This window comes from Lentzea sp. NPDC037011 (assembly GCF_055607425.1).
In genome coordinates, this window is the sequence record NZ_JBVJRT010000002.1 from 481,024 (window position 1) to 495,289 (window position 14,266).

A 14,266-nucleotide genomic window follows, 5' to 3' on the forward strand; every position below is an offset into this window, starting at 1 on the left:
GCAGGCACGGGGAACGGGGTCAGTGCCGCCCGGCGCCCGAGTCGGCCAGCACGCGCACCGCTTCGTCCACGGCAGCGCACCGCGCGCGCCGCACCGCTTCGGACACCGGCCGCAACGCCTCGGTCCGCGCGGTCATCGCCGACGCCGACACCGCACCACCGGGTGAGTCCGAGCGGGCCACCGACACGATCGCGTCGACTTCGGCGGCCCGTTGCAGCACCCGCAACGAGCGCGGCGGCATCGCGTCCGGCCACGGCAGCGCGGAGTTCGCGGCGGACAGGTCCGCGATCTCCTCGCGCACGTTCGGCCGGTGCTTCGCGACGTCCAGCGCGGCCAGCGCCGCCGTCGCCTCGCGCAGCGCCGTGCCCAGCCCCTGCTCGGCCTCGCCGATCGGGATGTGCTCCAGGCCCGTGGAGGAGGGCAGGTCGAACACCGTCCAGCGCATCACGCCGTCCGCGACGATCTTCGGCACCAGCCCGACGTGCACGGACGGGATCACGAGCGCCTCACCGGAACGCAGCGCGCACATCGCGAGGGGCCCCTTGCCGCCCAGGCCGCGCACGTCACCGGGCACCGGCAGCACGAGCCGCGCCGAGGTCGCACCCGCGCGCCGCAGGGAGGCCAGCAGCAGGGCGGGGCCCACGGGGGCCTCGTCGGGACCGGGGAGGTCGAGCGCCGTGGCGGTGCCGTCGTCGTCGGCCACCACCTCGTGCTGCTCGGCCCACGTGTGCAGGGCGTCGAGGACGTCGTCGGCGGCGGCCAGACCGTGCAGCCATCCCGACGTCCACACGACCAGCGTGGCACTTGCACAGGACACGCGACGAGATTACGTGGCCCGGCGCCGTCCGCTGCAGCCGGTCTCGGATCGGGTTCGGCTAGTTCGCGGGTCCGATGTGCTGTTCGAGCAGGTCGCGGAACGACTGGGCGTCTTGCGTGGACGCGAACGCCCGGTGCGGCACCGACAGCGACGCCGACCCCTCGTCGAGCGTCTCCAGCACGAACCCCTGCCGCGTCTCGGTCCAGCCGGGCAGCTCCGCCCAGTCGAGCTCCTCGCGCACGGCGGTGCCCACGGCCATCCGGAACGACTGGTCGTCGGCGCTGCCCACCACGGTCCTGCTGATCATCTCGTCCGACGAGAACCGCCACCACACCGCGACCGGCTCCATGAACCCGATCACCAGCGCGCACACCAGGCCGAAGACCGCGGCCGGCACCAGCCCGTCGTAGAAGAACAGCAGGACCAGCGAGAAGCCGCCGAGCGCGACCGCGAACCACGGCGCCCACCGGAACATCGGCACCATCGTGCGCAGGCTCGCCCGCCAGTCGGCGGGGGACGGGGCCCACTTGAAATCGACACAGTTGCTCATAGCGCCCCGCATTCTCCTGCACGACGGCGCCGTGGACCCGGAGGATTCGGAAAACAGCGGAGTCGCGCGCAGGCACCGGATGCCGTCGCGTTCGCCCAGGGCTTACCTGACCACGGTCACGGGGCTGAGCCGGTGGTCCTGCCGAAGCCGGACGGGGACGGGTGTTCGGCACGGGTTCCTTGTGCTCCAACGGAGCCCTGGCGCACGACCCGGCGCCGGCGCGCATCCCCCGCAACGCCGTGGAGGCGGCGGTGCGGCAGGGGGCTGGAGTCGCTCCACGTCGAAATTGTCGGTGGGGCTGCGTAGCGTCATCGGGGTGACCCAGAACCAGGCCCGCACGGCGGGCGAGCTGCGCGCCGCCGGGCACCGGCCGCGCGGCGTCAAGACCGAGATCCGCGAGAACCTGCTCGCCGCCCTGCGCGAGGGGCGCAACCCGTGGCCCGGCATCGTCGGGTTCGACCGCACGGTGCTCCCGCAGCTGGAGCGGGCGCTGCTCGCCGGGCACGACGTCGTCCTGCTCGGCGAGCGCGGCCAGGGCAAGACCCGCCTGCTGCGCACGATCGTGTCGCTGCTGGACGAGTGGACGCCCGTGATCGAGGGCTCCGAGCTGGGCGAGCACCCGCTCGACCCGATCACGCCGGAGTCGCGCCGCCGGGCCGCCGAGCTCGGTGACGACCTGCCGGTGGTGTGGCGGCACCGCGACGAGCGGTACGCGGAGAAGCTCGCCACGCCGGACACCTCGGTCGGCGACCTGGTCGGCGACGTCGACCCGGTGAAGGTGGCCGAGGGCCGGTCGCTCGGCGACCCGGAGACGATCCACTACGGCCTGCTGCCGCGCGCCCACCGCGGCATCATCGCCATCAACGAGCTGCCCGACCTGGCCGAACGCATCCAGGTCGCGCTGCTGAACGTCATGGAGGAGCGCGACATCCAGGTCCGCGGCTACACGCTGCGGCTGCCGCTGGACGTGCTGCTCGTGGCCACCGCGAACCCGGAGGACTACACCAACCGCGGCCGCATCATCACGCCGCTGAAGGACCGCTTCGGCGCCGAGGTGCGCACGCACTACCCGCTGGAGGTCGACGCCGAGGTCGACATGGTCCGCCAGGAGGCCGAGCTGGTCGCCGAGGTGGGAGACCACCTGCTGGAGATCATCGCCCGGTTCGTGCGGCACCTGCGCGAGTCGTCGTCGATCGACCAGCGCTCCGGCGTGTCGGCGCGGTTCGCCATCGCGGCGGCGGAGACCGTCGCGGCCTCCGCGCTGCGCCGGTCCGCGCTGATCGGCGAGACCCCGGCCATCGCCCGGCCGATCGACCTGGAGTCGGTGCCGGACGTGCTGCGCGGCAAGCTGGAGTTCGAGGCGGGGGAGGAGGGCCGGGAGGACGAGGTCCTGGTCCACCTGCTGCGCCGCTCGATCGCCGACACCGCGCGGGCCCGGCTGGCCGGGCTGAACCTGCGGACGCTGGCCGAGGCCGTGTCCGACGGGCACCCGGTGGCCACCGGTGACCGCGTGCACGCCGGCGACCTGCTGGCGGCGCTGCCCGAGCTGCCGGTGCTGCACGAGGTGGCCGCCCGGCTGGGCGCCGGCCCGAAGGACCCGCCCGGCCGCATCGCCTCGGCCGTGGAGCTGGCGCTCGAGTCGCTCTACCTGACGCGGCACCTGTCCAAGGACACGTCCTCCGACGACGACCGTTCGGTGTACGGATGAGGTACCGCTACGGACGCTGGGGCGGCGGCGCGGACCCGCTGGCGCCGCCCGTGGACCTGCGCGCGGCCGTGGACGAGCTCGGCCGCGAGATCATGGAGGGCGCCTCGCCCAACGCCGCCCTGCGCGAGCTGCTGCGGCGCGGCGTCGACGGCACCCGCGGCCTGGACGACATGACGTCGCGGCTGTGGCAGCGGCGGTCGTCGATCCAGCGCCGGCACCGGCTGGACGGCACGCTGCAGGAGGTCCGGCGGCTGCTGGACGAGGCGCTGGAGGCGGAGCGGCGGGCGTTGTTCCCCGACCCGTCCGACGACGCCCGGTTCCGCGAGGCCCAGCTCGACGCGCTGCCGCAGGGCACCGCCGCGGCCGTGCAGGAGCTGTCGAACTACGACTGGCGCTCCCAGGAGGCGCGCGAGGCGTTCGAGCAGATCCGCGACCTGCTCGGCCGCGAGCTGCTGGACCAGCGCTTCCGCGGCATGAAGGAGGCGCTGTCCAACGTCGACTCGGAGGACGTGCGCCGCATCCAGCGCATGTTGCGCGACCTGAACGAGCTGCTGACCGCGCACGCCGCGAGCTCACCGGACACGCCGCGGCTGTTCGACGAGTTCATGCGCAAGCACGGCGACTTCTTCCCGGAGAACCCGCGCACCGTCGACGAGCTGGTCGACGCGCTGGCCGCCCGGTCCGCCGCCGCGCAGCGCATGATGAACTCGATGACCGACGAGCAGCGCGCCGAGCTGTCCGCGTTGTCCCAGCAGGCCTTCGGCGGCATCGGCTCGCAGCTGTCCACCCTGGACTCGCTGCTGCAACGCCTGCGCCCCGGTGAGGACTGGACGTCCTCCGCCCGGTTCCGCGGCCAGGACCCGCTCGGCCTCGGCGAGGGCGCGCAGGCGATGGCGGACCTGGCCGAGCTGGACGCGCTGGCCGAGCAGCTGGCCCAGTCCTACCCCGGTGCCCGCCTGGAGGACATCGACCTGGAGGCGCTGGAACGCCAGCTGGGCCCCGAGGCCTCCGTCGACGCCCGCCGGCTCGCCGAGCTGGAGAAGGCCCTGCGCCAGCAGAACATCCTCGAACGCGCCCCGGACGGCTCCCTGCGGCTCACCCCGAAGGCGCTGCGCCGCCTCGGCGAGACCGCCCTGCGCGGCGTCGTCGACCAGCTGCGCTCCTCCCAGGGCTCCCGCGAGACGGTGTCCGCCGGCGCCGCGGGCGAGCTGATCGGCTCGACCCGCCCGTGGCAGTTCGGCGACACCGAACCGTGGGACGTGCCGCGCACGCTGCGCAACTCCGTGCTGCGCTCCGGCTCCATGAAGCTGGACGTGGTGGACCTGGAGGTCGCCGAGACCGAGCACCGCTCCCGTGCCGCGGTCGCGTTGTGCGTGGACACGTCCTGGTCGATGGTGCAGGACGGCCGCTGGGTGCCGATGAAGCGCACGGCACTGGCCCTGCACCACCTGATCCAGACCCGCTTCCGCACGGACGCCCTGCAACTGGTCACGTTCGGCCGCTACGCGGAGGCCGTCGACATCGGCCAGCTCACGGCGCTGGAAGGCGTGTGGGAACAGGGCACCAACCTGCACCACGCCCTGCTGCTCGCGGGCCGCCACGTCCGCCGCCACCCCGACGCCCAGCCGGTGGTCCTGGTGGTGACCGACGGCGAACCCACCGCCCACCTCGAACCCGAGGGCGACGCGGAGTTCAACTACCCGCCCCTGCCCCGCACCCTCACGAAGACCCTGAACGAGGTCGACTCCCTGGCCCGCCTGGGCGCCACGATCTCGGTCTTCAAACTGGGCGACGACCCCCGCCTGGCCGCCTTCGTGGACATCGTGGCCCGCCGCGGCGGCGGCCGCGTGGTGTCCGCCGACGAGGACGGCCTGGGCGCCGCGGTGGTCAGCGACTACCTGACCTCCCGCCGCCGACGCTGAACGGTCCGCCGTCGAGGCCGCACACGACCGCGTGCGGCATCGACGGCAGGACGCAGTCCACCTGAGCCTCGGCGGCGCTGCTGCGTCCGCCGAGACCGACGGCGCGCGGCACGCTGCGGCGGGCTGCTCGAAGCCGTGGTACGCGGCGGGCCGCTGAGTCGCCGAGCCGCCGAGCCGGGGTGGTGCCGTGGTGGGCCGGGTTGGTGCCGTGGCGGGCCGTCGAAGCCGAACCGGTCGCGCTTCGCGGACTGCCCAGCCGGGGTGCTGAGGCCAGCCGACCGGGTCCGAGTTTGACCGTCCCGGCAAGCCAGCCGCCATGCCCGCGCGGGCCGAGCCCGCGCGCGCCGAGCCCGCGCGCGCCGAGCCTGCGCGCGCCGAGGTCGTGCACCTCGTGGTGTCCGCGTGGGCGCCTGATCGTCGGCGCTGCACCCCGCAGCGAGCTCAGCAGTCGTCAGTAGCCGTAGAGGGCCGTCAGGCGGGGCAGGCGGCGGGCGATCTCGGCCTCGTCGTCGAAGTCGAACGACCAGTCCGGGTCGAGCTCCGGGTAGCGGATCGTGAACGCGTCCTGCGGCAGGCGCATGCCGGTGGCGGTGAGGTGGGCGTCCCAGGCGATGCTCAGGGCGCCCTCGCACTCGAACTCGTCGCCCGACCCGGCGGCCGCGACCACGGTGGGCAGGTCGGCCAGGGTCTCCGGGGAGGTGGCGGCGGCGTGGTAGACGTCCTCGCCCTGGGTGAGCAGCCAGCCGCGGAAGTAGTCGAAGCCGTCGTCGGAACAGCCGCCGTTGATCACGTAGGCCGCGGCCCACAGGGGGTTCCGGTACGACAAGGCCATCACGTCCCACAGCGCCTGCTGCGCCGACACGATCTCGGCGGGCGGGAGTGCGGCCAGGCGCGTCTTGGCGGCGGCGACCACGGCGCAGCAGTCGGACGGGTCGGGCACGTCGGCGCGGGCGTCGGCGATCAGCTGCCAGAAGGTCTTGAGGTCCACGTCGCTGAGCTTGGCAGAGGGGTCTGACAATTTCGGACGGCCGCAGGGCAGCTGCCGGGTTGCCGCTGCGCTGCCGACTGGGCACCGCTAGGCGGCCGCTGGCCAGCCGACCGGCCCAGCCGAGCGGGCCAGCCGAGCGGGCCAGCGGACCGGGCCAGCGGAGCGGCCCCGCCCCGACCGGCCCCGACCGGCCCCGCCCCGACCGGCCCCGCCCCGACCGGCCCCGCCCCGACCGGCCCCGCCCCGACCGGCCCCGCCCCGACCGGGCCAGCCGAGCGGGCCTGCCCCGACCGGCCCAGCCCAGCCCCGACCGGCCCCGCCCCGACCGGCCCAGCCCCCACTGGGCCACGTCCACCCCCGTCCGGTGAGCGCGAACTCACCCGCCGGAATTCCACGTCGTGCGGCTAGGTTGAGAGGATGATCAGGAACCTCTGGCGCTCGCTCGAAGCCGTGCACGCGATGATCTACTTCGCCCCCCAGGCGGCCCGGCGGTACACCGAGGCCGGGCTCGACCGGCCCGGCGGGTACTTCGCGTCGCGGGCCGCGGCGCTCGGGCCCGTGCCGGCCGAGGTCGTGATCGCCACCTTCTACAACTTCAACCCCGAGCTCGTGCGGGCCTGCGTCCCGGCGGTGTGGGAGAAGGTCACGCCGGCGCGGATGATCGAGCTGCGCACGGAGGCCGTGGAGGAGGCGTTGCGGCCGGTGCTGCCGGAGGACCTCACGGAGATCACCGCGCTGGCCCGGCGGGCTGCCGAGCGGTCGGCGGAGATGCCGTTCGGGCGCACGTTGTTCGCGGCGCACGCGAGCCTGCCGTGGCCGGAGGACACGTTGTTGCAGCTGTGGCACGCCCAGACGTTGCTGCGCGAGTTCCGCGGTGACGGGCACCTCGCGGCGCTGCTGCAGGAGGGGCTCACTGGTTTGGAGGCGCTGGTGCTGCACGCGGCGTCGGGGGAGGTGTCGGGGGAGGCGTTGCGCAAGACCCGCGGCTGGTCGCAGGAGCAGTGGGCGCAGACCGCGGAGGTCCTGCGGGAGCGCGGGCTCGTCACGGCCGAGCAGGCGCTCACCGACGCGGGGCGTGAGCTGCGCCAGCGCGTCGAGGACAACACCGACCGCATGAACGCACCCGCCTACGACGTGCTCGGTGACGCGGAACGGCAGCGGTACGTCGAGCTCGGCGCACCGCTGGGCAAGGCCGTCCTGGAGGCCGGTCTGCTGCCCGGCCGGCGCTGATCAGCCGGTCTCGTCCTCGCGGTGGGTGGAGGCGAGCGTCTTCTCGGTCACCTCGTCCTGGCCCACCCGGTGCTTTCCCGGGTGGGTCAGCGAGAAGTGCGCCTCCTCCCGCATCCGCTCGACCATGTGCGGGTAGTGCAGCTCGAACGCGGGCCGCTCCGAACGGATGCGCGGCAGCTCCGTGAAGTTGTGCCGCGGCGGCGGTGAGGTCGTGGCCCACTCCAGCGAGTTGCCGTAGCCCCACGGGTCGTCCTGCGGGGCCGGGTCGCCGTAGCGGTAGGAGCGGAAGACGTTCCACACGAACGGCAGCACGGACGCGCCGAGCACGAACGAGCTGATGGTCGAGAACGTGTTGAGGAACGTGAAGCCGTCGGACGGCAGGTAGTCGGCGTACCGGCGCGGCATGCCCTCGTTGCCCAGCCAGTGCTGCACCAGGAACGTGCCGTGGAAGCCGAGGAACGTCGTCCAGAAGTGCAGCTTGCCCAGCGACTCGTTGAGCATCCGCCCGGTCATCTTCGGGAACCAGAAGTAGATGCCCGCGTAGGTGGCGAACACGATGGTGCCGAACAGCACGTAGTGGAAGTGCGCCACCACGAAGTACGTGTCGGACACGTGGAAGTCGATCGGCGGTGAGGCCAGCAGCACGCCGGTCAGCCCGCCGAACAGGAACGTGATGAGGAACCCGATGCCGAACAGCATCGGCGACTCGAACGTCAGCTGCCCCTTCCACATCGTGCCCGCCCAGTTGAAGAACTTGATGCCGGTCGGCACCGCGATGAGGAACGTCATCAGCGCGAAGAACGGCAGCAGCACCGCACCGGTGGCGTACATGTGGTGCGCCCACACGGCCACGGACAGCATCGCGATGGCCAGCGTCGCGAACACCAGGCCCTTGTAGCCGAACAGCGGTTTGCGGCTGAACACCGGGAAGATCTCGGTCACGATCCCGAAGAACGGCAGCGCGACGATGTAGACCTCGGGGTGGCCGAAGAACCAGAACAGGTGCTGCCACAGGATGACGCCGCCGTTGGCCGGGTCGAACACGTGCGCGCCGAGGTGGCGGTCGGCGGCCAGGCCCATCAGCGCCGCGGTGAGGATCGGGAACGCCAGCAGGATCAGCACGGACGTCACCAGGATGTTCCAGGTGAAGATCGGCATCCGGAACATCGTCATGCCCGGCGCCCGCAGGCACACCACGGTCGTGGTCATGTTGACCGCGCCGAGGATCGTGCCCAGGCCGGACACCGCCAGACCCATGATCCACATGTCAGCGCCGACGCCCGGCGAGTGCACGGCCGAGGACAGCGGCGTGTAGGCGAACCAGCCGAAGTCCGCCGCGCCACCGGGTGTGACGAACCCGAGCACCACGATGATGCCGCCGAACAGGTACAGCCAGTACGAGAAGGCGTTCAGCCGCGGGAACGCGACGTCCGGCGAGCCGATCTGCAGCGGCAGGATGAAGTTCGCGAACCCGAACAGGATCGGCGTCGCGTACAGCAGCAGCATGATCGTGCCGTGCATGGTGAACAGCTGGTTGTACTGCTCGTTCGACAGGAACTGCAGTCCCGGCCGGCCCAGCTCGGCGCGCATCAGCAGCGCCATCAGGCCGCCGATCAGGAAGAACACGAACGACGTGGTCAGGTACATGATCCCGATCTGCTTGGGATCGGTGGTCCGGAAGAGCGACAGGAAGTAGGACCCCTTCGGCCGGGCGCGCGCGGCACCCGGATGGGGCACTACCGGTGTTGGCTTGATCGTGGTCATCGCGCCTCCTCCGTGACCGGACAATCGTCCTCCCGGTCAGACGTCCCGGCAATCCGCGACGAGCACCGCCGAGGTCACCGGCACCACCGGAGCACCCACCGCGGTGCCGCTGACCTGCACGTAGTAGGCGCCGGGGGCCAATTCACCGAATTTCGCGGTCATGGTCTCGGAGATCGCCGGAACGCGTGCTTCGACCTGTTTGCCGTTCTCGTCCAGCAGCGCCACCTTCACCGCCCTGGCCGGCGTGTCGCGCAGCTCGACGGTGACCTCCAGGTCCTCGCCGACCAATGCCAGGTCTGGCACGCTGACCTGCGGTTCGGTGGCCACCACGTTCCTGGGGACGATCGTCTTCGAGGTCAGGAACGACTCCACCATGTCCAGCACGGCCGCGTTGTCCTGCAACGACGTGTGCTGCTCGGTCACCCGGTGCAGCGTGTTCGACGACAACGCCAGCCCCTTGCGCGCGGCCCCGACCATCGGCACGGTCGCGTCGCCGTAGAGCTCCTCGCCCTCATAGGTCCGAAGGCAGGTCACCTTGCCGTCGGCGATCTTCACCGTCGTGGCCGTGGGCTGTTTGCCACCGAGGATCGCGTACGTCTTGTCGGCGAACGAGTCGGTCAACGCGCCGTGGAACGCCATCGCGTCCGCGACCATCTTGGTGTCGACCTCGGGCAACGTCAGCTCAGTGGTCTTGAGCAGGCCGTCCGGCGACTCGATGCACGCGTACTCGGGCAGCAGCTGGTGCAGCGACGGCAACGACCGCGCGAACCCGGTCAGGTCGGCCGCCAGCGGCCCGAGACCCTTGCGCACGCCGTTGACCAGCTGTTCCAGTGCCATCGCCGCGCCGCGGTAGGGCGTGCCGATGGTGATCAGCTTCGCGGTCCGCTCGGCCAGGCCGCACTGCTCGACGCACCACCGCGCGACGAGCCCGCCCATCGAGTGGCACACGAAGGTGACCTTCGCGTCCGGTCCGAGCCGGTCCAGCGCCTCGTCCACGCGCCGGGCGAGCAGCGCGCCGTTGTACCGGTTCGACAGCCGCCAGTCGTAGGCGAAGAGCAGCAGGGTGCCCTTCTCGACCGTGTGACCGAGCGAGCCGAGGCGCCGCGTGAGCCGGTCGTAGCCCTTCAACGGCGTCCAGATGCCGGGGACGACGTGCAGGTCGGCCATCAGCGCGACCGGCTCCACGCCGTCGCCGGGGTGCTCGTCGCCGATCCCCTCCGGCAGCGTCAGCCGCCGCAGGCTGCGGCCGAGCGACAGCACGGCGCGCAACGCGGCCCTGCCGGAGACCTCCCAGACCATGCCGTCCTCGTCCCGCAGGGTGCTGCCGAGGATGCCGGGCAGGACGACGACGAGATCGCTCATGATGACTCCTCGGCGAGCTTGCGGATGAGGGTGAGCAGGGCCGGGTCGGCGGGCACCAGGTAGGTCAGCTCGTGGATCCACGCCAGGCGCCGGTCCGGGGAGGGCAGCGCGAGCCGGTCGTCACCGGCCCTGGCCCGCGCGACCACCCGGTAGAGCGCGGCCAGCGGGTGCGGCCCCAGCGCGACGACGGCCTGGGTGAGCGCCTGCGGGGACGCACTCGCGGCCAGCCCGCGCAGGACCTCCGCCACCCGCGCCGGGTCCTCCAGCGCGGTCAGCACGGGGTCGAGCACCTCGGTGTCCTCACTCGCCAGCAGCAGCAACGCGTGCGCCGGCCGGTTGTCCCGCACGGTGCGCAGGACCTCCTTGTCGAGCAGCTCGTCGCGCCGGGTCGCGAGCAGCTCGCGGCGGCGGGCAGGGCCGGCGTCGGTGAACTCGTCGGCGAGGCTCGCGAGCAGCCACGGCCGGTACGCCGGTGCCACGCCCTGCGCCTGCGCGGTCCTCCGCCGCGACTGGATTACCTGCGCCTCGATCAGGCTGGTGCCGTACAGCGCCTCGGTGACGGCGACGTCCGCGCCGGGCGACAGCAGCTCGGGGTGCGCCTGCAGGACCGCGCGCTCCTCGGCGTACGACCGCGCGAACACCCACCGGCGGGCGGTCGCGAGCAGCTCGCGGTCCACCGTCAGCCAGTCCGGTGCCGTGTCCCACGGCCACGGCTGCCCGCAGGCGCGGGCGGAGTCGTGGTGGCGGCGGGCGATGTCGTGCACGTCGTGCAGCGCCTGCCGGGACTGGCCGACGTGCGTGAGCGCCTGGCACAGCCACGTCGCCGCCGCCGGGTCGCCCGCCGTGGTGGCTGCCGCGCGCAGCATCAGCAACGTCGCCAGGTGCGGTCCGGTGAACCGCGCCACGACCCGTTCCCAGGCCTCCTCGACGATCTCCGGCCGGCCCAGCCGCGCGCAGACCACGTCGAGCGTGAACAGCGCCGCCGCGAGCGTCGACAGCCGGTGCTCGTGCTCGGGCAGCAGGCACACCTCGACCGTCCGCAGCCCGGTCACCAGCGCCTCGCGCGGTTTCTCGGCGTCGCGCTGGCGGCGCATCAGGTTGTGCAGGGCCTGGCCGTGGACGCGCAGCCCGTCGGCGAGGTCGGCGGCCTTGCGGGCCGAGCTCAGCGCCTCCTCGGTGCGGCCGACCATGCTGTAGGCGACGCTCAACGCGAGCGCGGCGTCGGCGAGCTGCGGTTCGAACGCCGCGTGCCGGCCGAGCGTGCCGTTGATGTCCGCCGCCTGCTGGGTGGTGCGGTCGGCGTCGGACAGCCGGCCCAGCGACAGGTAGTCGCGGCTCAGCTCCACCAGCGCGGTCACCAGGTCCGCCAGGTGCAGCGGGTTCGTCTGCGCCAGCGCGCAGTACAGCTCGACGGCCTGCCGGGAGCGCTGCATCGCCTCGTAGCGCCGCCCGGTGTCGCTGCACCGCGCCGCGAGGCACACCATCGCGCGCGCCAGCGGGGCGTCCGCGTCCACCGCCGCCACGGCGTCGCGCGCGGTCGACAGCGCCTCGTGGCGGCGCCCGAGCATCGCGTAGACCTCGCTCAGGTCGACCAGCGCACCGCTGAGGTGCGCCGCGTACGTCTGGTTCTCGCCGGGATGGGGTGTCGTCTTCGCGATGCGCTGCGCGAGGCGTTTGTGCGTCAGGGTCTCCGCGGTGGTCGGGGTCGCCGCGACCAGCTCCCGGTAGCGCACCACGGCCTCCTCGGCGGGCGCCACGGCCTGTTGCAGCCGGCCGGCCTCGCGGAACCGGGTGCCGAGCCGGTTCAGCACGAACGCCAGGTCTGCCAGGTACATCCGCGCCGCCGGCACGAGCGCGCGGAAGTGCGCCGCGGCCTCCTCCAGCGGTTCGACCGCCTCGTCGCCGCGGCCCCAGTGCGCCAGCTCGTTCGCCGCCGCCGTCGCCGCGAGTGCGATGTCCGGCAACAGCATCCGGTTCGCAGTCGCCAGCTCGCGCAGTGCGCTCAACGCCTCGTTGCCGGCGTGCCCGCAGTGCCGCCACGCGTACTTCCACAGGTAGCCGGGCACGTCCGGCGGCACGCCCGCCTCCAGCCGCTGCCGGTACAACCGGATCAGCGCGCACGCCACCTTCTCCGCCCCCGGCGCGAACACCCGGTCGTGGCCGGGGGTGAACTGCGGCCGCAGGTGGTCGGCGAACGTCTGGTGCGTGAGCTTGAAGACGGCCGTACCCTCCTCGCCGTCCTGCACGATGTGGCGGCCCAGCTCGGTGAGCACCGCGGTGATGTCGTCGCGGCCGAACCGCTCGCCCGACAACGCCTCCGCGACCGCGCGCCACTCCTCCTCGGGGAACCCGGCACCGTAGCTCCACGTCAGCGCCGTCAGCAGCGGCCGTGCGGCGGGGACCTTCGCGAGCTCGCGGTCGAACGCGGCGACCAGCGACAGCCTGAGGTCAGCGCCGCCGTCGGACAGCAGCTGGTCGGTGATCATCCACGCGGTCAGGAACGGGAGCCGCGCCAGCTCGTCCACGGTGGACTGCGGAGCGGTGGGACCGAGCCGGGCCAGCACGTACTCGCGGACGTCCGCGGCGCTGCCGGCGTCGTCGAGGTCCAGCACCTCCACCGGTGACAGCTCGGTCAGCAGCGGCGCGCCGCCCACGACCCGGTGCGCCTGCCGCGTCGACACCACCACGACGGCGTGCTGCGCGAGCTTGGTCAGCAGCGACGTGGCGATCGAGAACGACTCGCCGCGCGCCTCGTCCAGGCCGTCGACGACGAGCACCGGCGGCTCCGGGAGCGCGCTGACCACGCCCACCAGCTCGGCGGCACCGCGCCGCGGTCCCTCGGGCGCCGGGACCAGGCCCGCGGCGACCAGTTGGCGGCTGAGCAGGTCGGCGACCCGGTCCGCGTCCATCGCGCGGGCGTGCACGGCGGCGTCGATCGAGTCCTGACCGGGGTCGGCGTGCCGGAACGGCGGCCCGCCGGAGAGCAGCAGGTCGCGTTCGGCGGCGTTGGACAGGCTCACGACCCGGCCCACGACCGCCGACTTGCCGCTGCCGGGCGACCCGGTGACCACCCGCAGCCCCGGCACGCCCGACCGGACCCAGCCGACGACCCGGTCGACCTCGGCGGTGCGGCCGGCGAACCACGACCGGTGGTCGGCCGAGTCACCGCCGCGCGCGGCCAGCAGCAGGTGCTTGACCACGGTGTTCGGCGCGTAGAGGGGGTTGGGGAGCATCGGCTGCGCCGAGCCGTACTGCACGAACCGCGGCCGTTGCACGTCGCTGTCCCACGCGTTCAGCAGCGCCGTGCCCACCGTGCCGCCGTCCACGAGCGACGTGCGGTCGCTCCACCGCCACACGTCGGAGTCCGCGCTCGGGCCCCCGCGCAGCAGCCTGCGCAGCCGGCCGCCGAACAGCCCGTCGCGGGCCGTCTCCACGCCGGAGCACGACACCAGCACGCCCGCCCAGTGCATCTGCCCGGTGAGCAGCTGCTCCTGCATGTCCGCGATCGTGCCGAGCGCCTCGTCCAGCTGGGTGCCCGAGTAGCAGGCGTCGACGACCACCAGCACCTGGTGCGCGCCCGACGCCGCACACCACAGCACGAAGTCCTCGACCGCGATGCCGTCGGCGCCGCCGTCGTTGTCGCGGGCCAGCAGCCTGAGCTTGCCCGCGACCGGCACCGCGTGGCCGCTGAACAACGCCACCAGGGCGCCACCGTCCTGCGGGGTGCGCCGCACCGCCTGCATGTGCGCGCGGACCTCGGCCTCGGTCGGGTCCGCCAGCGGCTCGCCCTCGTAGCCCTTCAGGAGCGCGCGCAGCTCCAGCACGTCGCTCACGGCGTGCTGCAACGGCTGCAACAGCTCGTAGGAGCTGACACCGATGCCGACGAACCTGCCCCTGGCCTTCTCCCGCATGTCGGTCGTACCCC

Annotated in this window: 10 protein-coding genes; 3 read left to right on the top strand and 7 right to left on the bottom strand. The window is 73.1% G+C overall.

The window, feature by feature from the left end:
• Positions 1-19: 19 nt before the first annotated feature.
• On the bottom strand, positions 20-817 hold the full coding sequence (locus ACZ7CH_RS07075) for a hypothetical protein (protein ID WP_360387216.1): 798 nt from the start codon (positions 815-817) through the stop codon (positions 20-22).
• A 58-nt stretch (positions 818-875) separates the two neighbouring features.
• Positions 876-1,367: a YcxB family protein gene (locus ACZ7CH_RS07080; protein ID WP_360387219.1), complete on the bottom strand. Its 492-nt coding sequence runs from the start codon at positions 1,365-1,367 to the stop codon at positions 876-878.
• A 316-nt stretch (positions 1,368-1,683) separates the two neighbouring features.
• Here ACZ7CH_RS07080 and ACZ7CH_RS07085 point away from each other — a divergent pair, with 316 nt between their 5' ends.
• Both ACZ7CH_RS07085 and ACZ7CH_RS07090 read left to right on the top strand, forming a co-directional pair.
• Positions 1,684-3,075, top strand: a complete 1,392-nt coding sequence (locus ACZ7CH_RS07085; protein WP_458433313.1) for a sigma 54-interacting transcriptional regulator — start codon at positions 1,684-1,686, stop codon at positions 3,073-3,075.
• A complete protein-coding gene (locus ACZ7CH_RS07090) occupies positions 3,072-4,997 on the top strand; it encodes a vWA domain-containing protein (RefSeq protein ID WP_470368578.1) in 1,926 nt (641 codons plus the stop codon). Before ACZ7CH_RS07085 ends, ACZ7CH_RS07090 begins: the two co-directional genes overlap by 4 nt.
• On the opposite strand, the gene ACZ7CH_RS07095 is transcribed toward ACZ7CH_RS07090, so the two are convergent.
• Together ACZ7CH_RS07095 and ACZ7CH_RS07100 are read right to left on the bottom strand one after the other, a co-directional pair.
• Positions 4,963-5,385 carry a hypothetical protein gene (locus ACZ7CH_RS07095; protein WP_470373337.1) on the bottom strand — a complete coding sequence of 141 codons (423 nt, stop codon included), beginning with the start codon at positions 5,383-5,385 and terminating at the stop codon, positions 4,963-4,965. The two genes, ACZ7CH_RS07090 and ACZ7CH_RS07095, sit on opposite strands and share 35 nt — an antisense overlap.
• A gap of 63 nt (positions 5,386-5,448) precedes the next feature.
• On the bottom strand, positions 5,449-5,985 hold the full coding sequence (locus ACZ7CH_RS07100; protein WP_470373338.1) for a DUF4240 domain-containing protein: 537 nt from the start codon (positions 5,983-5,985) through the stop codon (positions 5,449-5,451).
• A gap of 417 nt (positions 5,986-6,402) precedes the next feature.
• On the opposite strand from ACZ7CH_RS07100, the gene ACZ7CH_RS07105 reads away from it, so the two are divergent.
• Complete coding sequence (locus ACZ7CH_RS07105) at positions 6,403-7,215, top strand: SCO6745 family protein (protein ID WP_458433310.1); 813 nt, start codon at positions 6,403-6,405, stop codon at positions 7,213-7,215.
• Here ACZ7CH_RS07105 and ctaD read toward each other — a convergent pair whose 3' ends face one another.
• Genes ctaD through ACZ7CH_RS07120 form a run of 3 tightly spaced genes read right to left on the bottom strand, consistent with a single transcriptional unit; the run spans position 7,216 to position 14,252 of the window.
• Positions 7,216-8,979 (bottom strand): aa3-type cytochrome oxidase subunit I, encoded by a 1,764-nt coding sequence (gene ctaD / locus ACZ7CH_RS07110; protein WP_470368576.1) that lies wholly within the window; start codon positions 8,977-8,979, stop codon positions 7,216-7,218. It abuts the gene before it with no gap.
• Between the two features lie 36 nt (positions 8,980-9,015).
• Positions 9,016-10,341, bottom strand: coding sequence for an esterase/lipase family protein (locus ACZ7CH_RS07115; protein ID WP_470373339.1), 1,326 nt, complete (start codon positions 10,339-10,341; stop codon positions 9,016-9,018).
• The gene (locus tag ACZ7CH_RS07120) at positions 10,338-14,252 is read right to left on the bottom strand and encodes an AAA family ATPase (protein ID WP_470373340.1); all 3,915 of its coding nucleotides are present in this window, start codon (positions 14,250-14,252) and stop codon (positions 10,338-10,340) included. The genes ACZ7CH_RS07115 and ACZ7CH_RS07120 overlap by 4 nt, the downstream gene beginning before the upstream one ends.
• Positions 14,253-14,266 lie beyond the last annotated feature (14 nt).